Genomic DNA, 24,546 nt, shown 5'->3' on the forward strand with positions numbered 1-24,546 from the left:
CTTTATGATTCATATTAACCGTCATATTTTATCCAACGGCTTACGCATCGTACACAATGAAGACAACTCCACCCAAATGGTGGCACTCAACATTCTGTACGATGTAGGTGCCCGCGACGAAGATCCCGAACACACCGGCTTTGCCCATCTGTTCGAGCATCTGATGTTCGGCGGGTCTGTACATATCCCCGATTATGACCCCCCCGTACAAAATGCCGGAGGAGAAAACAATGCCTGGACCAACAACGATATTACCAATTACTACATTACACTTCCGTACCAGAATGTAGAAACCGGATTCTGGTTGGAAAGCGACCGTATGCTGAGTCTCGATTTTTCACCGCAAAGTCTTGAGATACAACGTCAGGTAGTAATAGAAGAATTCAAACAGCGTAACCTGAACCAGCCATACGGAGATGCTTCTCACCTTCTCCGCGAAATGGCTTATCAGAATCATCCTTACCGCTGGCCTACCATCGGCAAGGAAATCAGTCACATAGCCCAGGCCACGTTGGAGGAAGTAAAAGATTTCTTCTACCGTTTTTATGCTCCCAACAATGCCATACTGACTGTGACGGGACATATTTCTTTTGAGGAAACAATCCGACTGGCAGAGAAATGGTTTGGCCCGATTCCTGCCCGCCCTATACGTAAAAGGGAGCTTCCGTCAGATCCTCCTCAAACTGCTATCCGGCGCAAAAGCGTAGAACGGAAAGTTCCGGTAGATGCCATTTACATGGCGTTTCATATGTGCAACCGCCACCATCCGGAATATTATGCCTTTGATATGATTACCGATATCCTGTCGAACGGCCGTTCTTCCCGCTTTATCCAATCGCTGGTGCAAGAACAGAAACTCTTCACTGCACTGGATGCCTACATTGCAGGAAGTCTGGACGAAGGTTTGCTGCACATCACCGGAAAACCAGCTCCGGGAGTCACGCTGGAAGAAGCTGAAAAGGCTATCTGGACCGAACTGGAAAAGATGAAAACCCAGCCTGTAGCAGAAGAGGAACTGGAAAAAGTAAAAAACCGCTACGAAAGCGAGCAGATATTCAGTAACATCAACTACCTGAACGTGGCAACCAACCTTGCCTATTTCGAGCTTTTAGGAAAAGCGGAGATGATAAATGAGGAAGTAGAAAAATACCGTGCGGTTACCGCCGAACAGATACAGGAAACTGCCCGCAAGACATTTATTCCGGAAAATTGTAACATTCTTTATTACCGAGCAACGAAATGAATTGGACACATTACCGTGCACTCCTGACATTGGGTATCCCTATTGTCATTGGTCAAATCGGAGTCATTATATTAGGATTTGCCGATACTTTAATGATTGGACATCACAGTACTACAGAGCTTGCTGCAGCAAGTTTTGTAAACAACATGTTCAATCTGGCCATTATCTTCAGTACCGGATTCTCCTACGGATTAACACCGGTAGTAGGAAGTCTCTTCGGACAAGGCAAGTCACATGCAGTAGGGAAAGCTCTTAAAAGCAGCCTGGCAGCCAATACAATGCTGGCCTTCATCGTGTGCCTGGTAATGGGAATACTGTATCTGAATGTGGGAAGCCTGGGGCAACCGGAAGAACTGCTTCCTTATATCCGTCCTTATTTTCTTGTTCTGCTGACCTCACTTCCGTTTGTACTGTGGTTCAACGGATTCAAGCAGTTTACAGATGGAATAACAGATACAAAAGTGTCCATGTGGATTTTGCTGAGCGGTAATATTCTGAATATTATCGGAAACTATCTGCTGATTTACGGTAAGCTGGGCATGCCGGAAATGGGGCTGACGGGTGCCGGAGTATCCACACTCATTTCACGCATCCTGATGGTTATAGCCTACCTTGTATTATTCTTTGGTACTTCGCGTTACCGTGTGTTCCGTGAAGGATTCAAGCGTAATGCTCTCGACAAGGCAGAATTTAAATTACTCAACAAACTGGGGTGGCCCATTGCCGGACAGATGGGTATGGAAACTGCCTCATTCAGTCTGAGTGCCATCATGGTAGGCTGGCTGGGAAGTACAGCTCTGGCTACCTATCAGATTATGATAGCCGTTTCTCAAGTTTGTTTCATGATGTATTATGGTATGGGAGCAGCCGTATCGGTACGTATCAGCAATTTTTACGGTCAGAACAATTTGGTCAGTGTCCGGAAAACAGCCAATATAGGCTTCCATATTATCCTGGCTATGATAGTATGCACTTCTATCCCCATATTTCTGCTCCGTCATCAGATTGGAGGATGGTTTACCAATGATCAGGCTGTAAGTCTGATGGTAGCACAAGTGATTATTCCTTTCCTGCTCTATCAGTTTGGCGACGGACTGCAAATCAACTTTGCCAATGCGCTGAGAGGTATCGCCGATGTCCGTCCGATGCTTCTGTTTTCATTTATTGCCTATTTTGTGATTTCTCTTCCTGCCAGCTACCTGTTTGGCTTTGTATGCGACTGGGGAATCATAGGTATCTGGATGGCCTTTCCTTTCGGACTGACCAGTGCCGGAATTATGTATTACCTGCGTTTCCGATATAAAACCCGGAAAGAACTATAACCTGACTCATGCTTTCTACTTCAACCAAAATAGCTTTCGGATATATCATTCTGATAGGACTGCTCTTTGGAGCCATCGGATATATCTACAAACAGATGGAACTACTGACTTCGCCCACCGGTTTCGAGGAAAATATAGAAAACCGGCGACGTACAACCCACGAAATCATCAGTCAGCTTTATAAAGCGGAAATCATCGGACAGACCTTACGTGTAGGAGAGCTGAATGAATATCCGGCATATAAAAGAGCCATGAGAAATGTAGGAAAGTCGATTGACTCCCTGCAAACAATGCTGACAGATACCCTACAGCAGGCACGTCTGGATACGGTACGCATTTTGGTAAAGAACAAGGAACGCAACATGAGACTGGTCTTGGAGGCTTTAGGACAACCTCCTACAGACGAGCTGTACAAGCAACAGATAGACAGTCTGATAGCTCAACAGGACTCTCTGTTGAGCAGTACTCATATTCGCCGTAAAGTCATTACTCATCGAAACACCTATACCATTCATCATAAACCCAAGAAGTTTTTCAAGCGTCTGGCCGATCTTTTTTCTCCAGGAAAAGCCGATTCGACTCAAGTCAATAATGTCATTCAAGAAGAGTATACCGACACTATAGACGAAGCATACAATCCTGTAGATACATTGGCTGGTATGCTGAGCAATATACAACACCGTGTATTCCAAACCCGGCAGGAGCAGTTACGCACGGTTGAAAAGCGTATTTACCGCCTGCGTATAGCTGGCAGCAAACTGAGTCAGCGTGTAAACCAGTTATTGGAAACCATTGAAGACGAAGAACAAAAAGTAGCTGCATATAAATTTGAGACGGAGCAACGTATCCGTGAACAAGCTGCATGGACGATGGCTACCATCGCAATACTGGCAGTATTGGTAATCCTTATATTCTTTATCATTATCTGCCGCGATATTACCCGAAGCAACCATTACCGGAAAGAACTGGAAAAAGCAAAATCGTATGCAGAAAACCTCTTGGTAGCACGCGAAAAGCTGATGTTAACCATTACGCACGACATCAAAGCACCAACTGGTTCGATTATCGGTTATATCGACTTGCTTATCCGACTTGTAAAAGACAAAAGACAACTGTTTTATCTGGACAACATGAAAAGTTCGGCCCAGCATTTGCTCGACCTGGTGACTTCGCTTTTGGACTACCATCGTCTGGAAGCTGGAAAAATGGATTTGCATCCGGTAGCATTCAATCCGCACCAATTATTTGAAACTATCTATACCAGCTTTTTACCTCTGGCAGAAAAAAAGAACCTGAAGCTGGAATTTGCAGATGAATTCAAACCAGGACTTACTCTGGAAGGAGATCCTTTCCGTATCCGGCAAATTGTAGAAAACCTGCTTTCGAATGCATTGAAATTTACTAAAGAAGGAAGTATTACTTTACATGCCAAGTATCAGGGCAACCAGTTTATATTCAGTGTAACTGATACAGGGTGCGGAATGACACCGCAAGAACAGGAACGTGTGTTCCAAGCCTTTATCCGTCTGAGGAGTGCACAAGGACAGGAAGGATTTGGACTTGGTCTTTCCATCACCCAGAAGTTAGTGGAATTGCTACAAGGTAAGATTGCCATCGAAAGCACTCTTGAAAAAGGAAGTACGTTTCGGGTATCTATGCCTCTTCCCTCTATCTCCGCTTCATCGAAGAATAAGGAACAGCATCTTGTACCTGTCAAGCCTCTTCGTATTTTACTAATAGACGACGACCGTATCCAAATGAATCTGACGGAAGCAATGTTACGCAACATTCTCGACCCACAAACTACGATCCAATGTTGCGAACAGCCGGAAGATCTTTTTGGGTTTATCAGCCAGCAACCGTTCGACATTCTGTTTACCGATATTCAGATGCCTGCCATGAATGGCTTTGAATTATTGGAAAATCTGAGAAAACTGCCGGTAAAACAAGCACAAAGCATTCCGGTCATAGCCATTACCGCACGAAGTGACATGGACGAATCGCATTTTCAGGAAAAAGGATTCGCCGGATGTTTGCATAAACCATTCAACCAGTCGGATTTACTTCAAATACTGCAGCAATTCTCAGTCTCACTGAACAGACAGATTCCCGAAAAATCGACTGAAAAAGTTTCTACCTCCGCAAGCAAATACAATTTCAGTCCGCTGACTGCTTTCTCTGCCGATGATACCAATGCGGCACAGGAGATTATTAAAATATTTATTCAGGAGACACAAAAAAGCACCGGCTTGCTGCAAGAAGCCTTGAGCAGAAATGATATTCAGACAATCAGCGCCATTGCCCACAAGCTACTGCCTACACTAACTATGATTGAAGCAAAAGAAATTGTACCTTCTCTACAACAGCTGGAAAGCAGAAAAGGAGCAGAACAAATTACGGATGAGGACATAAAACAGACTAAATGGATTATACAACAAGTTACCTGCATCCTTGAAGAAGCTGAAAAATATGTAAAAAAGATATCTTTGCACCAATGCTGAAATGAAAAATTTAACCTGGAATGATTTCCGCATACTAAAAAAGCTTATCTTTGTACAAATACATATAAACATAGGTACACATGATTCCGTCTATACTAATCGTTGAAGATGATTTGACATTTTCTACAATGCTGAAAACATGGCTCGGGAAAAAAGGGTTCGAAGTGGAAACAGCAGGAACAAATGCACGCGCCCGCAAGCAAATAGCAGCACGCCAATACGACCTGATTCTCTCCGATTTACGTTTGCCCGATCAAGACGGAATCCACCTTCTTTCATGGCTTCGGAGCAAAGAATGTACCACACCGGTTATTATCATGACCAGTTACGCTGAAATCCAAACAGCGGTACAGGCTATGAAGCAAGGTGCCAGTGACTACATCAGTAAACCGGTGCAACCGGATGAACTTCTGAAAAAAATACACGAAGCAATTCATAAACAACAAATTCCTGTAACTCCTGTACCTGAGTTTAATTCACAGAATTTTCTGGAAGGAGAAAGTGAGGCAGCCCGCCAATTATACAATTATGTAAAACTGGTGGCGCCTACCCAGATGTCTGTACTTATCAACGGAGCAAGTGGCACAGGCAAAGAGTATGTAGCACATCGTATACACGAATTAAGCAAACGGGCTGGAAAGCCTTTTATTGCCATAGACTGTGGTTCTATCCCCAAAGAGCTGGCTGCTTCTGAATTTTTCGGCCACATAAAGGGTTCGTTCACTGGTGCTCTTCATGACAAACGAGGTGCCTTTGAAGAAGCCAATGGAGGTACTTTATTCCTCGACGAAGTAGGAAACCTAAGCTACGAAGTTCAAATTCAGCTTTTACGCGCTTTACAGGAACGACGTATCCGTCCTATTGGTTCCAATAAGGAAATAGAAGTTGATGTACGTCTGATTAGTGCAACCAACGAAAATCTTACCGAAGCCATCTCTAAAGGTAATTTCCGTGAAGATTTGTATCATCGTCTTAATGAATTTACCTTATATATGCCTTCTCTGAAAGAACGACCGGAAGATATCCTTCTGTTCGCCAATTTCTTTTTGGATCAGGCTAATCGTGAACTGGAGCGAGACTTAATAGGATTTGATGCAGCAGCAAGTGAAGCACTGCAAAAATATGATTGGCCGGGTAATTTACGTCAATTAAAAAACGTTGTAAAGCGTGCCACACTTCTTGCACAAGGAGATTTTATTACAATACGCGAACTGGGAGAAGATATCTTACGTCAACCTGTTTCCTTTGTTCCTCAATCTTTAAATCTATATGATGAGGAAACTGAGAAACAACGTATTCTACGGGCACTTCAACAAACAAACAATAACAAAACCAAGGCAGCTCTGCTATTGGGAGTAGACCGCAAGACTCTATACAACAAACTGAAATTGTATAATATTCCACAATAAAATGTGGAATAATTCTACAATATCCCCACACAATTCCACAAATTCCTCAATAAGACAAAATTGCATTTATCTTATTAATCAACAAGTTACATATTCTACAGACTTTGGCACACGAATTGCACTTCTAATTACAGAAGATATTAAAAAGAGAAAAAACACACAGCCAAAAAGACATAGGATATAAACTAAACTAGACTATAACCCAACCCCATAGAATAAAAGTTCAAAAGGGTATATATCGATATAACCTTTTGATAAAATGAAGATGCCTATGTGTTAAATAGAAAGAGAACGCTGCGACAGCGTTCTCTTTTCTTTTTTATCTTCTTTCTTTAATGAATAGTAACCATTGTAGCTCCAAAACCATACTCACGGAACGAAGCATCCTGACTAGAGTAATTTTTATATTTCCGCTTCAACTCATCCAAAATGGCACGGCGCAACACTCCATCCCCCTTTCCATGAATAAAGACAATTTTCTGTCCTTTTTTATTTTTATATTCTTCAAGCGTTTTATGGAATACATCCAACTGATAACTTAACATTTCTGCATTCCCCATCCCAGTAGTATCATCCAGCAATTCATGGATATGTAAATCGACTTCCACCAAATCATTTTTCATTTTGGCCTGTTTACGCTGGAGCTTTCCCGGCACCTCCGGCTGAGCTTTCTTCAACAAAGCTTCCTTTATATCATCAGCCGAAACAAAAACCTGCTTTACAGTTTCATCATCACGCACTACATCGTAAATAAGAGCTGGCTCTTCAAAGAATTCAGACGGTTGAAAAGTATGCAGCTTATAGAATTTTACCGTATCAATACGAATTTCCTGACAAACTGCCGGTTTCAGCAGGAATGTACGGTCGTCTTTGTAAGCAATCAATTGTACTGCCACGTGCTCCATTCCATTTAATGCACTCTTTTCAAATTCTTCCAAATGAAGTTTCATATTGGGTTTCACAGTACCTCTGCTGCGCAGTGTCCAGCTTTTTCCTTCAGCCGACAAATACAAATAATCGATAAAATAATTGCTGTCGTTTACCAGATAAGCATCGAAAGATGTAGAAGATATAGCTTTTACATCTTGAGGTACATAAGCCAGGAACACATTCAATATATCGTTTCCACGAATTTCGGGTGCACGATAGGTAATAGGCTTTTCCTCTTCCGGTTCTTCTTCTACAACCGCAGGTTCAGGCTTTGATACCGACTTCAACGGAATGTTATAATCGTCTGTCTGAATTACCACACACTCTTTTATCAGCATTGGAATTTCAAAACCATCTTCTCCTTCCACCAATGCAATATCTTTTCCTTGAAATCCTCGTACTATTCCACCTCCTACTTCACTCAGAAAGCGGACTTTATCTCCTATTTTCATATTTGTTCATTTTTTTATTCATACAAAAGTAAAGAGTTTAAAGAAATACACCTCCAATATTTAATAAAAAAATCAACCCTTTTCATCTATATAAACTAGGAATATTATACTTTTGCAAACTATAAACTAACTGACTGACAAGATGGAAGAAACAAAACACATAAAAATCAACGATTATAATTATCCACTTCCAGAAGAACGTATTGCTAAATTTCCTCTTCCGGTACGAGATCAATCTAAACTTCTGGTATACCGAAAAGGCGAAATAAGCGAAACAGTTTTCACTTCATTACCCAACTATCTGGAATCGGGTAGCTTAATGATATTCAATAATACAAAGGTCATCCAAGCCCGCCTTCATTTCCGTAAAGAGACAGGTGCCTTGATCGAGATATTCTGCCTGGAACCTATCCAGCCTAATGATTATGCCCTCAATTTTCAGCAAACCCAACATGCTGCCTGGCTCTGCATGATTGGTAACCTGAAAAAATGGAAAGAAGGCAGTCTGCAGAAGGAACTCACCGTAAAAGGAAAACCGCTCACTCTTACTGCCACACGCGGAGCTTGTCACGGGACCAGCCATTGGGTAGATTTTACCTGGAACAATGACGAGGTGACTTTTGCGGATATACTCGAAGTGTTTGGAGAACTTCCTATCCCTCCTTACCTCAACCGGGAAACACAGGAAAGCGATAAAGAAACCTACCAAACCGTATATTCCAAAATAAAAGGCTCAGTAGCAGCGCCTACAGCAGGTTTACATTTCACTCAAAGAGTATTAGATTCGCTGGCAGAAAAAGGTGTCGATCTGGAAGAAGTAACTCTTCATGTAGGAGCAGGTACTTTTAAACCTGTGAAAAGCGAAGAAATAGAAGGTCACGAAATGCATACAGAATACATCTCTGTCAATCGCCGCACCATTGAAAAATTGCTTGCGCATCAGGGAGAAGCTATTGCAGTAGGAACTACCTCTGTACGAACATTGGAAAGTTTGTACTATATAGGAACTACAATCAGTCAACACCCGGATGCCAGTCAGGAAGAATTACATGTAAAACAATGGCAACCTTATGAAACTTCCTCTTCTTTAAGTACTATAGAAGCATTACAGCAGATACTGAATTACATGGAGAGACACCAGCTGGAGACTCTTCATACCAGTACTCAAATTATCATTGCACCAGGATATGAATATAAAATAGTAAAAAAGATGATTACCAACTTCCATCAGCCACAAAGCACCCTGTTACTGTTGGTTTCAGCTTTTGTAAAAGGAAATTGGAAGAGTATCTACGATTATGCACTCAGCCATGATTTCCGCTTCCTGAGTTATGGAGATTCATCACTGCTAATACCGTAAAATAGAAATATATAACTTTATCAACCCCATAGAAGAAACACGGTTTTATCTTGATAAAAGTCAAGAAAAGCCGTGTTTCTTTATTATATACCATTTATCAAAGAACAACTACTCATAAAAGAGAATATATTTGCGTCGGATAACATGGACAAACAACTAAACGAGCACATTATTAAACTCTGTAAAACAGGGAAAAACGACACTAATAAACTAAACAAAAGTAAATGATGAAACAGGTAAAAAGTTTTTTTAAGGTGGTAAAAAGAAATCTGCAATGGAGTGCCATAGCCATCTATGGACAATACTCTAAATAAGTGCAGTGTTTTCAGAAGAATACAAATACAATTACACCGAACTAAGGTTGTTTGTGAGAACAGACAACCTTTCTTTTTGATTTAATTGATATATAATAAAAAAGCACTTCCAGTTAGAAGTGCTTTTTGTTGGGCTACTCGGACTCGAACCAAGAAAAACAGGACCAGAATCTGTTGTGTTACCATTACACCATAGCCCAAACTTAACAGATATCCTCTCCGTGAGGACCTCCATGTCTTTAAGTGAGTTGGGCTACTCGGACTCGAACCAAGAAAAACAGGACCAGAATCTGTTGTGTTACCATTACACCATAGCCCAAAATCACAAGATGTTGTCATCTTTTTGTTTTGACGGTGCAAAGGTACAACATTTTTTGAACACACAAAGCATTTATCACTTTTTTTTCAAGAAAATATTTTCTTTTCCTAAAAATACGATGTCTTTACCTCATCGTATTTCTATCTAAAGAGAACTTTTATCACTAAAAATATAAAAAAGAGAAAGAGAATTAAAGCACTTTCTTTCGTGATATACAGAAAAGCAAGTATATTTGCCAGACATATATTAATGATAACTTTGAATAGAACAAAATAAGAAAGAATGAACGAAACAAAAATCTTAGTAGAAAAAATAACTGAAGGCATTCAAGAGAAAAAAGGGAAAAACATCGTAATCGCTGATTTAACCAACATCGAAGATACAATCTGCAAATATTTTGTAATTTGCCAAGGAAACTCCCCTAGTCAAGTAGCAGCAATTGTCGATTCAATAAGAGACTATGTTCGCAAAGAAACAGGAAACAAAGTATATGCTATCGACGGATTGCGTAATGCACAATGGGTAGCTATGGATTACAGCGATGTGTTAGTACACGTATTTTTACCGGAAGTAAGAGATTTCTATAATCTGGAACACTTGTGGGCTGATGCAAAACTTACTCACATTCCTGATTTAGACTGATATTTTAAATCCATAAACACTTTTTAGATGAATTATGAACGAAAATTTAAATAATAACAAGCCGAAAATCAATGTTCCCCGCCCTAATCTGACGTGGCTGTACATTGTAATAGCGGCAGTATTTGCTTATCTATTATTTACCAGCGACGGAGGTAGTGCCAGCAAGGAGGTAACCTACACCGAGTTCAAAGACATGGTAAGTAAAGGCTATGCAAGTAAAATTACCGCCTACGATGACAATACGGTGGAAATGCAAATCAAACCAGAACATATTGTCGACGTATTTAAAAAAGATGCTAGTAAAGTAGGAAGAAGTCCTTCCATAACTGTAGAAGTCGGTTCAATAGAATCGCTAGACAAATTTCTTGAGCAAGAACAGACAGAAGGACATTTTACCGGTACTATCAATTACGAAAAGAGAAACAATTATTTCGGAATGATATTCTGGAACATTGCTCCGTTCCTTCTTCTGATTGGTATCTGGATGTTTGCTATGCGACGCATGAGCGGTGGAGCCGGAGCTGGTGGCGGAGGTAACGTATTCAACGTTGGAAAAAGTAAAGCACAATTGTTTGACAAAGGTTCTACACGTGTTACTTTCAAAGATGTAGCAGGACAAGCAGCAGCCAAGCAGGAAGTTCAAGAAATTGTAGACTTTTTGAAACAGCCGCAAAAATATACCGATTTGGGAGGAAAGATTCCTAAAGGCGCTTTGTTGGTTGGCCCTCCGGGAACTGGTAAGACCTTACTTGCTAAAGCTGTAGCAGGTGAAGCAGACGTACCATTCTTTTCTATTTCAGGTTCCGATTTCGTAGAAATGTTTGTCGGTGTAGGTGCTTCACGAGTACGCGATCTTTTCCGTCAGGCAAAAGAAAAATCACCTTGTATCATCTTTATTGACGAAATTGATGCCGTTGGTCGTGCACGTGGAAAAAACCCCAGTATGGGAGGAAATGACGAACGTGAAAATACATTGAACCAGTTGCTGACTGAAATGGATGGATTCGGTTCAAACAGCGGCGTAATCATTCTTGCAGCTACAAACCGCGTGGATATTTTGGATAAAGCGTTATTGCGTGCAGGACGTTTCGACCGTCAGATCTATGTAGATTTACCCGATTTGAACGAACGTAAGGAAGTATTCGGAGTACATCTGCGTCCATTGAAACTGGATGATAGTGTAGATATTGATTTGTTATCACGTCAGACACCAGGATTTAGCGGTGCAGATATTGCCAACGTATGTAACGAAGCCGCATTGATTGCCGCACGTCATTCTAAAACCGCTGTAGGAAAAGATGACTTCCTTGCTGCTATCGACCGTATTGTAGGAGGACTGGAAAAGAAAACCAAAGTAATGACTGCAGCAGAAAAGCGTGCCATTGCATTGCACGAAGCGGGTCATGCTACTATCTCGTGGTTCCTGGAACACGCCAATCCATTGATTAAAGTGACCATCGTACCACGTGGACGTGCCCTTGGAGCAGCCTGGTATCTGCCCGAAGAACGACAGATAACGACTAAAGAGCAGATGCTCGATGAAATGTGTGCTACACTGGGAGGACGAGCTGCCGAAGAAGTATTTATCGGACACATTTCTACCGGTGCCATGAACGACTTGGAACGCGTCACCAAACAAGCATATGGCATGATTGCCTATGCAGGTATGAGCGACAAGTTACCTAACTTATGCTATTACAGCAACGATGAATACAGCTTTAACAAGCCTTATAGTGAACATACTGCCGAACTGATAGACAAAGAAGTTCAATCGATGATCAATGAGCAGTATGCACGTGCAAAAGCGTTATTGCAGGAGCACAAAGAAGGTCATAATCAGTTGGCACAATTGCTGATAGATAAGGAAGTAATCTTTGCAGAAGATGTAGAAAAGATTTTCGGCAAACGTCCGTGGGCTTCACGCTCCGAAGAAATCATGGCTGCAGAAACAACTGCAGAAAGCAACTCTGAGGAAAACACAGCCCAACCGCAGGAAGCAAAAGTTCCTGAAACTGAAACGACTTCTGCAAGTGAAGAAAAGCAACAATAAGAATTAGAAAAAGTAAAGAATCTGTAGCCTGTTTTTTGTGCACAGATTCTTTGCTTCTTATAAAGTCAAAGTTTTGAAAGAACAACGTCTGAATTTGCATTCCTTATATTTAAGGATTCAGCAAGACAAAGACCTCAAATCAAAATTGAAGAACTCATAAACTCAGTAAACATTAACCCTCAAAAAATATTGCCGTGAAGAGCAACTTTATCCAACGAGCCATTACAGGTATAATTTTCATAGCTGTACTGATAGGATGTATTTTGGGAGGTGGAATTCCCTTTACCATCCTTTTTGCACTAATTAGTGCATTAACGATCCATGAATTCGGTACGATCGTAAACCGTACCGGAAAGGTTCAGATGAATAAGCGTATTACCGTATTATCAGGTGTATTCCTCTTTCTTTGCTTCAGTTATACAGGAGTAGTACCGGGTACATACGAAATCTTTATCCCCTACCTGTTTCTGATCATGTATCTGCTTATCAGTGAGCTTTACATGAAACGTAAAGATCCTATCAATAACTGGGCCTATGGAATGATGAGCCAGCTTTATATCGCTTTACCTTTTGCCCTGCTTAATGTATTGGCTTACCATACGACAGAAGCAGAAGGTATATCACAGTATAACCCAATTTTACCTTTGTCTATTTTTATTTTCAACTGGGTAAACGACACAGGCGCTTACTGCACAGGTATGCTTTTTGGAAAACATCGCTTGTTCGAAAGAATTTCTCCTAAAAAATCATGGGAAGGTTCTATCGGAGGAGCAGCATTCAGCATTGTAGCCGCTATCGTCTTAGCTCACTTCTTCGACTTCCTGACCGTAGCACAATGGATTGGCTTAGGACTGACTGTAGTCATTTTCGGAACATGGGGCGACTTGACAGAATCTTTGCTAAAACGAACATTAGGTATCAAAGATTCCGGAAACATCCTTCCCGGTCACGGAGGAATGCTCGACCGTTTCGACAGTACCCTAATGGCTGTACCGGCCGCAGTAGTTTATCTGTATGTTATTTCATTGGTATAACACCCTGCCTCAATAATAAGGCCATAAAAAATAAGCGTGAACAATATATCGGAATATATTGCTCACGCTTATTTTATAATCACACTTTATAATATTATCTTTTCCATAACGAACAGACAATAGCCTTGGCAGCTCTTTCGGAAGCCCCGGGAGCCCCCAAACGTTCTATCAGGCAATCATAATCATCTAGCATCCGGGCTCGGGAATCTCCTCCTTCCAAAATAGCCGAAAGTTCCGCTTTCACATTCTCCACAGTCATACCGTCGGCTACCAACTCTGTAACCACTTCTTTATCTGCTATCAGATTAACCAGCGAAATATATTTCACTTTCAAGATATGCCGACGAAGGAAAGAAACCAGTTTACCCATTGCTGTATAATAACATACCACCTGCGGCACACGAAATAAAGCGGTTTCCAATGTAGCTGTACCTGAAGTAACTAAAGCAGCCTCAGCCTGCTGCAACAAACGATAAGTCTGTCCAAATACAATCTTCGTATCAGCAGCCATGTACTCACGGTAGAAAGAAGGATCGATACCGGGTGCTCCAGCCACTACAAACTGATATTCCGGAAAATCTTTTGCAGCTTCTATCATGCGAGACAGATTATCTTTTATTTCCTGCTTCCTGCTACCGGCAAGCAAGGCAATAATAGGCCGTCCGTCCAAAGAATTGACTGTTCGGAATGTTTCTGCAGTTTCCTGTCCTTTTTTCCGGAATTCGTCTACAGCATCTACACACGGATTACCCACATAACATACCGGATACTGATGCTTCTTAAAGAAATCGACCTCAAAAGGAAGAATGGAGAACAAACGGTCTACATCCCGTTTTATATTCTTGATGCGATACTCTTTCCATGCCCAGATTTTAGGAGAGATATAATAATACACTGGAATCTGTGTATGCTTTTTAATATATTCAGCAATCTTCAGATTAAAGCCCGGATAATCTACTAAAATCAAAACATCCGGACGCCATGCTTCCACATCGTGCTTACAATAATCCATGTTGCGGAAAATAGTACGCAAGTGCAACAGCACAGGAATGAACCCCATGTAAGCCAATTCCTTATAATGCTTCACACAGGTACCTCCCACCGCTTTCATCAAATCACCTCCGAAAAAGCGAAATTCAGCTTGTGGATCTTCCTGCTGCAAAGCCTTCATCAAATTAGAAGCATGCAAATCGCCCGATGCCTCTCCTACAATCAGGTAATATTTCATAAGTTCCAGGTTTTCAATTCTTCCATCAACTTATAATCCGTCACATCCACTTTTGTCGGAGTAATTGCCACATATCCGTTGTCTAAAGCCCAATGATCTGTTGCCTCTGCTCCCACTTCCAGATTACAATAGTCCCCTGTCAGCCAAAAGCTGTGTCCTCCGCGTGGGTTTTCTGTCTTTACAAACTCGTTAATCCACACCCCATTGGTCTGACGGCAAACGCGTACACCTTTTATTTCCGCTGTATCCGGGAAGTTTACATTCAGACAAGTTCCGTTGGGAAGACCTTTTTCCAGCACCTTTTCTACAATAGAACGTACATAAGGTAGGACTGGTGAGAAATCGGCATCTGCCGCATGATTACACAACGAAAAGCCTACCGAAGGAATCCCCTTCAGACAACCTTCTATTACCACTCCCATAGTACCCGAATAATGTACATTGACAGAAGAGTTATCTCCATGATTAATACCACCGATAACCATACTGGGAACACGCGTTACGATATCAAACAAAGCCAGCTTAATACAGTCTACAGGCGTCCCTGTACATTTATAAATAAATAATCCCGGTTCTTGTTGTATCAGCGAATACTGCAAGGGCTGCACAGAAGTAATTGCTCCCGATGATCCTGAGCGAGGACCGTCTGGCGCTACCACAACCAAATCTGCAACCGGACGTAGAGCCTTTATCAATTCACGTATACCTTTTGCATTAAACCCATCATCATTCGACAACAATAAAAGCGGTCTTTCTTTAGCCATAATTCTACTTATTTTATTTATGGCAGTAAAGGTACAATCTTTCAGGCGATTGCCCAAGCAATCCTCAGACTACATTGCGTTTACAAATCTTAATCTTCTCAAACTTAGAAGCATAATTAAGTAAAAATATGTATCTTTGCCCTGCTCAAGTTATTAACAAAAGCAGTGAGTTATCAACACATCTTACGAAATATAGGGTCAGATGATAGGTACTCTCCGCTATTATTAGTTACTTCGCTGTCAGAATAAACTGATTAATATGGGAAAAATTATTGCTTTAGCCAATCAAAAAGGCGGAGTAGGCAAAACTACGACAACTATTAATCTGGCTGCATCATTAGCTACCCTGGAAAAAAAGGTTCTGGTAGTCGATGCAGACCCACAGGCAAACGCTTCATCCGGTTTGGGAGTAGACTTAAAAGATATAGATTGCTCCATATACGAATGTCTGATAAACCAAGCTGATATAAGAGAAGCGATTTATACAACCGATATTGACGGATTGGATATCATTCCTTCGCACATCGATCTTGTCGGTGCAGAAATTGAAATGCTGAATCTGGAAAATCGCGAGAAGATTATGAAACAGGCCTTAGAACCTATGAAAAGTGAATACGACTATATTCTGATAGACTGTTCACCTTCGTTGGGACTGATTACCATCAATGCGCTTACCGCTTCCGATTCTGTCATCATCCCGGTGCAATGTGAATACTTCGCACTGGAAGGTATCAGCAAATTGCTGAATACCATTAAAATAATAAAAACAAAATTGAATCCGGCATTGGAAATAGAAGGCTTCCTTCTCACCATGTTCGATTCTCGTCTGCGTCTGGCCAACCAGATATATGATGAAGTAAAACGACATTTCCAGGAACTGGTATTCAAGACCATTATACAGCGTAACGTAAAACTGAGTGAAGCTCCAAGCCATGGTATTCCGGCCATCTTGTATGATGCAGACTCTACAGGAGCAAAGAACCACCTGGCATTGGCAAACGAAATTATAAATAAAAACAGCAAGTAAAAAACTATGGCAGTACAGAAAAAGTTTGCATTAGGCAGAGGACTTGACGCATTGATTTCTACCGAAGAAGTAAAGACTTCGGGCTCCTCTTCTATCAACGAAATTGAGCTGAATAAGATTTCTGTCAATCCCAATCAGCCTCGCCGCGAATTTGATCCGGTAGCCTTACAAGAACTTGCAGACTCCATCGCGGAAATAGGTATTATCCAACCTATCACATTACGTAAACTCAATGAAGATTCTTATCAGATTATAGCAGGAGAACGACGCTACCGCGCTTCTATACAGGCCGGACTGAAAACGATTCCTGCTTATATCCGTACGGCAGACGATGAGAATGTAATGGAAATGGCGCTGATAGAAAACATTCAGCGTGAAGACCTTAATTCACTGGAAATAGCGCTGGCTTACCAGCATCTTATAGAGCAATACGAACTGACTCAGGAACGTTTGAGCGAACGCATCGGAAAAAAACGTACTACTATAGCCAATTATCTGCGTCTGCTGAAACTACCGGCTCAGATACAGGTTGCTCTGAAGAACAAGGAAATAGACATGGGACATGCACGTGCTTTGCTGGCACTGGACGATCCCAAGACACAAATCCGCATTTTCAACGAAATTCTGCTTCAAGGATATTCGGTTCGTAAAGTAGAAGAAATTGTAAAAGCACTCACTTCAGGAGAAAGCATCGAATCGGGGGGAAAGAAAATCGCTCCCAAAGGTGCAAAGCTTTCTGAAGAATATACTATGCTGCAAAACCATCTGTGCAGTTTTTTCGGAACCAAAGTACAGCTGTCATGCAGTGCCAAAGGAAAAGGGAAAATCAGTATTCCATTTAATAACGAAGCCGACTTGGAACGTATCATGGAAATTCTGGATACACTAAAGGCTGAATAAAAGAAGAACAAATTGAGACAACAACGTTATCTATACATATCATCTGTAATTCTGATTTTGTGTTTCATCTTTGGAGCACAAACAGAAGTTTCTGCCCGGCAAACCAATCTATCCGGTTTGTGGGGAGATTCTATACAGGTGCATCATCATACAGACAGCATTGCTTTGCAGGATACGGTGAGAAGCGAATGGTCGGATATCCACCAAAAAGAACTGGAAAAACTGGAAGCTCCGGTAGATACAGCCGCACTCATCCGCCAAAACGATTCCATCCAGCAAACAATGTTACAACAACAGCCTGCAGAAACCAAGAAAAAACGCTGGTTGCCCGTACCCAACAACTCCATTTGGCTGGGACTGGTAATTCCCGGTGCAGGACAGATTTACAATCATAAATACTGGAAACTCCCCATCATCTACGGAGGATTCCTGGGATGTACCTATGCCCTTACCTGGAATACCAAAATGTACAAAGATTACTCACAGGCTTATCAGGACATCATGAGCGACAATCCAGAAAACGATAGCTACATGGATGTCATTAAAAACGGTATAACCAAGGAAGATGTCTTGAATAATCTGGACTATTATCAGAATATATTCCGCCAGCGCAAGGATGCTTTCCGACGTCAGCGAGACCTAAGTATCATTGCCTTTATTGCTGTATATCTGCTTTCAGTTGTCGATGCCTATGTGGATGCCGAGCTGTCGAACTTCGATATTTCGGACGACTTGACCATGACACTGGAACCTACTATATTCAATGATGCATATCGTGGCCGACCGCAAGGTATAGGCATACAATGCAATATTAAATTTTAATCCATGAAAAAAATATTTATCGGTTTACTAACTCTGCTAAGTACTTCTGCACTGTATGCACAACAGACAGAACAAAGCATAACGGTCCGCTCGGCCAGTGGAACTGACCAGGTAATTGACTTACCGGAAGGTATGTTGTCTACTACAGATAGTTTGTACTTAGACTGGATATCCAAGAACTATATCAATTTAGGGGAAAACTGCACAAGCACCGCCACCAATCCTGTTGTCAGCGACTCGGTCTATATCGACCGTCTGCAGCGTATTCCTGCCATTATTGAAATGCCTTACAACGAAGTGGTAAGAAAATTCATCGACATGTATGCTACTCGCTTGAGACAGAAAGTAGCATTTATGCTGAGTGCAAACAATTTCTACATGCCTATCTTCGAGGAAGCACTCGACCTGTACGACCTTCCACAAGAGTTGAAATACCTGCCGGTCATTGAATCGGCCCTCAACCCTACAGCAACTTCACGCGCAGGAGCAGTCGGACTCTGGCAGTTTATGCTGACTACCGGCAAAATCTATGGGTTGAAAAACAACAGTCTGGTAGACGAACGCCGCGACCCTATCAAGTCGACCCGTGCCGCAGTACGCTACTTGAAAGATTTGTACGAAATATACAACGACTGGAATCTGGTATTGGCTGCCTACAACTGCGGACCGGGTACTATCAATAAAGCCATCCGCCGTGCCGGAGGAGAAAAAGATTTCTGGACTTTGTACAACTATCTTCCTAAGGAAACCAGAGGATATGTGCCTGCATTCATTGCTGCCAATTATATCATGACATATTATTGTGAACACAATATCAGTCCGATGGAAATGCGCATGCCCGAAGGAACCGATACTATTCAGGTATCTAAAAACCTGCATTTGCAGCAAGTAGCAGATGTTTGTAAAATCAACATCGACCAGTTGCGTGCCTTGAATCCGGAATTTAAGAAAGACATTATTCCGGGCAACGAAGAGCCTTATGCATTACGTTTGCCTAACAACATGATTAGCTGTTTCATCGAACACGAAGACAGCATCTACAACTATAAGCCGGAAGTATACCAGAAACGCCGCTCTACAGTAGCTATTGCAACTCCAAAATCATCTTCTTCGGGTAAAGCCGTATACCACAGAATACGCAACGGAGAAACATTGGGCGGTATTGCCGCAAAATATGGTGTCAGCGTAAGTCAGCTACGCCGCCTGAACGGAATAAAAGGAAGCAATATACGGGCTGGAAAATCAATCCGTATCCGATAAATCACTACCCTATCAGAGGCTGAAACAGAATCAGTTGTCTTGTCGGTACTTCGAAGGTTTAAATACAAACGAAGATCTACTGATACACGACAGTTGATTCTGTTTTTATTTTTCATCCATCAGTCTTCATACCCAGATAAAATATATTTTTAGAGAAAAACGATTGGGATTTCCGCATCGAAGCACATATTCGTTTGGACTGAACTTTCTGAGCAAGGAAACAACCCGACGTAATCTTTTCAGCTCCTTCAAAGATAGCCTTGCCTCGTTAGACGAATTTCCAGTACTTTCAAGTGATGAGTGCAGTTTCTCCTTGAAAGTAGTATAGTTTTTTCAAGGAAAAACTGCACTCATCACTTGAAAGTACCAGGCAAAAGAATATAAACGGAATTAAATTTGTCGCATCAAATAAAAAGATGAAGCCAAAAGAAAAAGCCCGACTTGTATGTCGGGCTTCTTCTTTCGTCTGATTTCGAGATGAACAATCAGCACAATCTATATACCTATTAATTTTGTGACAAATCTACAGCATAATTTGCACGTTTTCCTGACGGATAAATACCAGTCATGAACAATACCTGATCAGGAGATTGTGAAGCTGCCTTCATTACATCTTCCAAATCCTGTACAGTTTTCAACTGCTTGCTGTTCGCTTTCAGAATAATGAATCCTTTACGGATACCACTATCTTTCATTCGTCCGTCTGAGACTCCGGTTACTTCCACTCCATAACCCAAGTTCAACTGACGTTTCAAATCTTGAGGCACTTCACGGAAGGCAGCACCCAAAATCTGCATATCCACATTCTTCACGATTTTTGTATTACCCTGCGCATTCTTCAAGGTAATTGTAAATTCTTTCTCTTTCTTATCGCGCAATACAGTCAATTTAATCTTATCTCCCGGACGGTATTTAGCCAATGTACCTTGCAATTCGGCCATATTCTTTATCTTCTTACCTTCCATTGCGATAATGACATCGTTCTTCTGGAGCAATCCATCAGCAGAACCACCTTCTGTGACTTCTACAATCTGTACACCTTCTGTAGCACCCAGTTCTTTCTGTTCCTTCTTGATTTCATCCGGATATACTTCGTTACCCATATCACGTCCGGCAATACCCAATAACGCACGTTGTACAGTACCATATTGCTTCAAGTCGGTTACCACCTTCGTCATAATACTGGTAGGAATGGCAAAACCATATCCCGAATAAGCTCCTGTAGGAGAATAAAGCATCGCATTAATACCGACCAACTGTCCTGCTGCATTTACCAAAGCGCCTCCACTGTTACCCTGATTGATGGCCGCATCGGTCTGAATAAACGATTCCACACCGTTTGCTCCCAAGCCTCTGGCCTTGGCACTGACGATACCTGCTGTAACTGTAGAACCCAAGTTAAACGGATTACCTACTGCCAATACCCATTCTCCCACTTTCAACTGGTCAGAATCACCCACCGGAATAGCCGGGAAATCATCACCTTCGATTTTAATCAAAGCCAAGTCGGTAGAAGGGTCTGTACCAATCATACGGCCTTTCATTTCACGTCCGTCGTGCAGTTTTACAGAAATATCATCGGCATTTTCAATCACGTGATTATTGGTTACGATGTATCCGTCTTTCGAAATAATCACACCTGACCCCAAACCACGACGTTCCGGAGTCTGTACTTGCTGACGACGTCCCTGGCCGTCTCCAAAGAAGAAGTCGAAGAAATCCGGTTGAGTCTGAATGGTTTGTACTTTACTGCGCTGTACAGCCATGATATGCACAACAGAATTCAAAGAACTTTCTGCAGCCTTTGTCAAATCTACAGGTTGCATGTTTGCTGGCGACAAGGCAGCTGTCCGGGCATTCAGATTAGTCTGGAATGCATCATTGAAGGAAAGTTCACCTTTATTATCTTTTGATTGTAATACGGTATAAGCAGTAACTCCTGCTACACCTGCGCTGGCAACCAACATTGCCGCTGTTCCTATTACATACTTAGTTACTCTTTTCATAATTCTATTCTTATTATATTGTTAATTTCGTTATTTGTTTAACATTTCATTTGCTAAAGTAGAACAAAATTTATACGGTTGTACTCCTTGTCAGTTCTTTTTTCTCTCTTTTAACAAAGGCATAGCACCCATTAACCGCAATTAACGGGCAATTCTGCCAATTTTACATTCATTATCAGTTATTTTTGTCAGTATCACAGGATATTTTGCCAATTATGTCGCCATTTCGGTTTATTTGCGTACCTTTGCAGTGAAAAGCAGTTGGTCGGTTTGTCGCTGGTACATGTGTGTACAAGAGGAAAGTCCGGGCAACACAGAGCATCCTACTTCCTAACAGAAAGCTGCCCGCGAGGGTGGAGTAATGCAGAAGAAAATAACCGCCTTTTCTTTCGGGAAAAGGTAAGGGTGAGAAGGTAGGGTAAGAGCCTACCAGCCGTATAGCGATATGCGGGCTGTGCATCTTAGGAGTTGTAAGGTCATGTAAACCGGCATTAATGAGGGTTGCTCGCCCCACGTCGGAGGGTAGACCGCTAGAGCCTGCTGGTGACAGCAGGCGTAGATAAATGACAGACACCTTATTTTTATAAGGAACAGAACCCGGCTTATAGACTGACTGCTTTTTCTTTAATTTCATCCCCTCACTACTATGAACAAGAACCGAATAAACCAATGGCTGCATTTCTTCCAGTACGATATCTGGCGAATCACAGATGACGAGCTGAATCCTATCCAACGAAAGTTATATGCCTGCATCAAAATCCCCATTTTATCGGTTCGACAATTTTTGAATGACAGAATTCAGGTACGTGCCGCTGCATTGACTTATAGTACTCTGTTATCCATTATTCCCATATTGGCTATACTTTTTGCCATTGCCCGTGGCTTCGGATTCGATTTAATTATCGAGAACAATCTGCGTCAAAGCATGACTGAACAGCAGGCAGAACTTATCATCTCATGGATTAATTCGTATCTGCTTCATGCCAAGAGCGGAGTATTCATTGGAGTAGGTCTGATTATGTTGCTGTGGACTATATTGATTCTGACAGACAATATCGAACGGAGTTTCAACGCTATCTGGCAGGTAAAACATCCCAGAAGTGTATTCCGTAAAATTACCGATTATTTCTCCATGATTCTTCTGTTGCCGTTGCTGATTGTCATCTCCAGTGGTCTGACAATCTTTATGACGACCTATATCAAAAGCATGGATAACTTTTTGCTGCTGACCCCCATCTTAAAGTTTGTGGTACGCATGATTCCTTATATACTTACATGGGGAATGTTTATCGGTTTATTTATCTTTATTCCTAATACCAAAGTACGCCTGCGGCATAGCTGGTTGCCGGGTATTCTGGCAGGAAGTGCTTTTCAGGCATTCCAATACATTTATATCAACAGTCAGATATGGCTTTCAAACTACAATGCCATCTATGGAAGTTTTGCAGCAATCCCCATGTTTCTGTTATGGGCACAAATATCATGGACCATCTGCCTGTTTGGAGCAGAAATGAGCTATGTAAGCCAGAACCTCACTTCTTTTGAATTTGGCAAGGAAACCGCCAATATCAGTCGGCGCTACCATGATTTTTTCTGCACCATCATCCTGTCTGCTATCTGCAAACAGTTCGCTCAGGGGAAACAGCCTTATACAGCCGAAGAAATAAGCAAGGAACATAAAATACCAATCCGTCTGACCAAGAAGATTCTGTATGAATTGCAGGATATGCATCTCATCTACGAAGCAGGAAATGAGGACAACCGGAAAGATACCGGTTATGTGCCGGGAATGGATATCAACCGTCTGACAGTAGGAATGCTCCTGAGTCGACTAGATTCAACCGGCTCAGAAGCATTCAAAATAGATCGTAAACAATACTCAGCTTCTTGGGAGGCTTTGGTAAAAGCCCGCGACGAGTATATTTACCATAACAATCAGATTTTATTGAAAGATCTCTGATATTCTCTTTATTTGGTGAGCTGCATCATACGGCTTAGATACTTGCCGATAATATCGAACTCAATATTTACAATACTTCCTACCTTGAAAGTATGGAAGTTGGTATGTTCGTATGTATAAGGAATAATGGCTACCTGAAATGAATTTTCTGTAGGATTGCATACAGTAAGACTGACTCCGTTGACAGTAACCGAACCTTTATCTACGGTAAAATATCCACGTTTGGCCATTTCGGGATTGAAATCATACTTAAATGTAAAATACCAGCTTCCTTCTGCATCATCGATTGCCACACAAGTAGCAGTCTGATCTACATGTCCCTGTACGATATGACCGTCTAAACGACCATTCATCATCATGCTGCGTTCTACATTTACCTTATCTCCCGCCTGCAAAAGTCCAATATTAGAGCGTTCAATGGTTTCCTTCATGGCTGTTACAGTATAAGTACCATCCTGAATGCTGACCACTGTAAGACATACTCCATTATGAGATACACTCTGGTCTATCTTCAATTCATCCACAAACGAACACTTCAAAGTAAGGTGAAGATTTTCCTGATCTTTTACCACCTTAACAACTTCTGCATATTCTTCTACTATTCCTGAGAACATAAGCTTAATTCTATTTTTTAATATTATTATTCCTGTTATTTATTCATCAATCGGGAATAGGCTTGCTCCAAACCATCTCTCCCTCCGAATCGACTACCATAATTGTACCTCCGGCGTATTCTCTAATATAACTGTTTCCTTTTTCCAGCATATCTTCAGCCATATGAATCGCCTTCTCTTCAGTCTTTATTGAAAAACCTTTGTTATCAGTCGATCTCCCGTCTGTAAAATAGATATCGTATGTTTTCATCTTGTCTGTATATAAATAAAACAGCCGCAAATATATCAAAATACACGAAGCACCACAATAAGAAATAAAAAAAATCCTCACAATCTTCTTAAAGCTGATTGCAAGGATTACTACTAATCATTTTGAGCGGAAAACGAGA

At 41.5% G+C, this 24,546-nt stretch carries 19 protein-coding genes, 2 tRNA genes and 1 other RNA gene; 14 read left to right on the forward strand and 8 right to left on the reverse strand.

Annotation, left to right across the window (positions count from 1 at the left end; translation table 11 throughout):
* Positions 1-4: 4 nt before the first annotated feature.
* From O6P32_RS07470 to O6P32_RS07485, 4 genes are all read left to right on the forward strand, one after another.
* On the forward strand, positions 5-1,243 hold the full coding sequence (locus O6P32_RS07470) for a M16 family metallopeptidase (RefSeq protein WP_269877747.1): 1,239 nt from the start codon (positions 5-7) through the stop codon (positions 1,241-1,243).
* Positions 1,240-2,565: an MATE family efflux transporter gene (locus tag O6P32_RS07475; RefSeq protein ID WP_269877749.1), complete on the forward strand. Its 1,326-nt coding sequence runs from the start codon at positions 1,240-1,242 to the stop codon at positions 2,563-2,565. The genes O6P32_RS07470 and O6P32_RS07475 overlap by 4 nt, the downstream gene beginning before the upstream one ends.
* Before the next feature lie 8 nt (positions 2,566-2,573).
* On the forward strand, positions 2,574-5,066 hold the full coding sequence (locus tag O6P32_RS07480; RefSeq protein ID WP_269877751.1) for a hybrid sensor histidine kinase/response regulator: 2,493 nt from the start codon (positions 2,574-2,576) through the stop codon (positions 5,064-5,066).
* Between the two features lie 80 nt (positions 5,067-5,146).
* Positions 5,147-6,475, forward strand: coding sequence for a sigma-54-dependent transcriptional regulator (locus O6P32_RS07485; RefSeq protein ID WP_178267064.1), 1,329 nt, complete (start codon positions 5,147-5,149; stop codon positions 6,473-6,475).
* Between the two features lie 332 nt (positions 6,476-6,807).
* Here O6P32_RS07485 and O6P32_RS07490 read toward each other — a convergent pair whose 3' ends face one another.
* The gene (locus O6P32_RS07490; protein ID WP_269877752.1) at positions 6,808-7,857 is read right to left on the reverse strand and encodes a DUF2027 domain-containing protein; all 1,050 of its coding nucleotides are present in this window, start codon (positions 7,855-7,857) and stop codon (positions 6,808-6,810) included.
* A gap of 142 nt (positions 7,858-7,999) precedes the next feature.
* On the opposite strand from O6P32_RS07490, the gene O6P32_RS07495 reads away from it, so the two are divergent.
* The gene (locus O6P32_RS07495; protein WP_269877753.1) at positions 8,000-9,217 is read left to right on the forward strand and encodes an S-adenosylmethionine:tRNA ribosyltransferase-isomerase; all 1,218 of its coding nucleotides are present in this window, start codon (positions 8,000-8,002) and stop codon (positions 9,215-9,217) included.
* 443 nt (positions 9,218-9,660) lie between these two features.
* Here O6P32_RS07495 and O6P32_RS07500 read toward each other — a convergent pair.
* Together O6P32_RS07500 and O6P32_RS07505 are read right to left on the reverse strand one after the other, a co-directional pair.
* A tRNA-Gln gene (locus O6P32_RS07500) sits at positions 9,661-9,731 on the reverse strand.
* A 48-nt stretch (positions 9,732-9,779) separates the two neighbouring features.
* Positions 9,780-9,850, reverse strand: a tRNA-Gln gene (locus tag O6P32_RS07505).
* Between the two features lie 282 nt (positions 9,851-10,132).
* Here O6P32_RS07505 and rsfS point away from each other — a divergent pair.
* From rsfS to O6P32_RS07520, 3 genes are all read left to right on the forward strand, one after another.
* On the forward strand, positions 10,133-10,492 hold the full coding sequence (rsfS, locus tag O6P32_RS07510; RefSeq protein ID WP_178266582.1) for a ribosome silencing factor: 360 nt from the start codon (positions 10,133-10,135) through the stop codon (positions 10,490-10,492).
* Positions 10,493-10,526: 34 nt separating this feature from the next.
* The gene (gene ftsH, locus O6P32_RS07515; RefSeq protein WP_269877755.1) at positions 10,527-12,542 is read left to right on the forward strand and encodes an ATP-dependent zinc metalloprotease FtsH; all 2,016 of its coding nucleotides are present in this window, start codon (positions 10,527-10,529) and stop codon (positions 12,540-12,542) included.
* Between the two features lie 194 nt (positions 12,543-12,736).
* A complete protein-coding gene (locus tag O6P32_RS07520; protein ID WP_269877757.1) occupies positions 12,737-13,576 on the forward strand; it encodes a phosphatidate cytidylyltransferase in 840 nt (279 codons plus the stop codon).
* 94 nt (positions 13,577-13,670) lie between these two features.
* Here O6P32_RS07520 and lpxB read toward each other — a convergent pair whose 3' ends face one another.
* Positions 13,671-14,804 carry a lipid-A-disaccharide synthase gene (gene lpxB / locus O6P32_RS07525; protein ID WP_269877758.1) on the reverse strand — a complete coding sequence of 378 codons (1,134 nt, stop codon included), beginning with the start codon at positions 14,802-14,804 and terminating at the stop codon, positions 13,671-13,673.
* The gene (surE, locus tag O6P32_RS07530; protein WP_269877759.1) at positions 14,801-15,568 is read right to left on the reverse strand and encodes a 5'/3'-nucleotidase SurE; all 768 of its coding nucleotides are present in this window, start codon (positions 15,566-15,568) and stop codon (positions 14,801-14,803) included. The genes lpxB and surE overlap by 4 nt, the downstream gene beginning before the upstream one ends.
* A gap of 259 nt (positions 15,569-15,827) precedes the next feature.
* Between surE and O6P32_RS07535 the strand changes: the two genes are divergently transcribed.
* From O6P32_RS07535 to O6P32_RS07550, 4 genes are read left to right on the forward strand one after another with little or no spacing between them, the layout of a single operon-like run.
* On the forward strand, positions 15,828-16,595 hold the full coding sequence (locus tag O6P32_RS07535; RefSeq protein WP_178266587.1) for a ParA family protein: 768 nt from the start codon (positions 15,828-15,830) through the stop codon (positions 16,593-16,595).
* Between the two features lie 6 nt (positions 16,596-16,601).
* Positions 16,602-17,495, forward strand: a complete 894-nt coding sequence (locus O6P32_RS07540; RefSeq protein WP_269877760.1) for a ParB/RepB/Spo0J family partition protein — start codon at positions 16,602-16,604, stop codon at positions 17,493-17,495.
* Positions 17,496-17,507: 12 nt separating this feature from the next.
* The gene (locus O6P32_RS07545; RefSeq protein ID WP_269877762.1) at positions 17,508-18,317 is read left to right on the forward strand and encodes a DUF5683 domain-containing protein; all 810 of its coding nucleotides are present in this window, start codon (positions 17,508-17,510) and stop codon (positions 18,315-18,317) included.
* Between the two features lie 3 nt (positions 18,318-18,320).
* Positions 18,321-19,577: a lytic transglycosylase domain-containing protein gene (locus tag O6P32_RS07550; protein ID WP_178266589.1), complete on the forward strand. Its 1,257-nt coding sequence runs from the start codon at positions 18,321-18,323 to the stop codon at positions 19,575-19,577.
* Positions 19,578-20,083: 506 nt separating this feature from the next.
* Here the strand turns inward: O6P32_RS07550 and O6P32_RS07555 are convergent.
* Positions 20,084-21,583, reverse strand: coding sequence for a Do family serine endopeptidase (locus O6P32_RS07555; RefSeq protein ID WP_178266590.1), 1,500 nt, complete (start codon positions 21,581-21,583; stop codon positions 20,084-20,086).
* A 257-nt stretch (positions 21,584-21,840) separates the two neighbouring features.
* Between O6P32_RS07555 and rnpB the strand changes: the two genes are divergently transcribed.
* Together rnpB and O6P32_RS07565 are read left to right on the forward strand one after the other, a co-directional pair.
* An RNA gene (rnpB, locus tag O6P32_RS07560) (RNase P RNA component class A) lies at positions 21,841-22,204 on the forward strand.
* A 25-nt stretch (positions 22,205-22,229) separates the two neighbouring features.
* Positions 22,230-23,543 (forward strand): YihY/virulence factor BrkB family protein, encoded by a 1,314-nt coding sequence (locus O6P32_RS07565; protein ID WP_178266591.1) that lies wholly within the window; start codon positions 22,230-22,232, stop codon positions 23,541-23,543.
* Positions 23,544-23,551: 8 nt separating this feature from the next.
* On the opposite strand, the gene O6P32_RS07570 is transcribed toward O6P32_RS07565, so the two are convergent.
* Both O6P32_RS07570 and O6P32_RS07575 read right to left on the reverse strand, forming a co-directional pair.
* Positions 23,552-24,157 (reverse strand): riboflavin synthase, encoded by a 606-nt coding sequence (locus O6P32_RS07570; RefSeq protein WP_178266592.1) that lies wholly within the window; start codon positions 24,155-24,157, stop codon positions 23,552-23,554.
* A 46-nt stretch (positions 24,158-24,203) separates the two neighbouring features.
* Entirely contained in the window at positions 24,204-24,407 is a 204-nt protein-coding gene (locus O6P32_RS07575; protein ID WP_178266593.1) for a hypothetical protein, read from the reverse strand.
* Positions 24,408-24,546 lie beyond the last annotated feature (139 nt).

This window comes from Phocaeicola acetigenes, assembly GCF_027529745.1.
GTDB classification, from domain to species: domain Bacteria; phylum Bacteroidota; class Bacteroidia; order Bacteroidales; family Bacteroidaceae; genus Phocaeicola; species Phocaeicola acetigenes.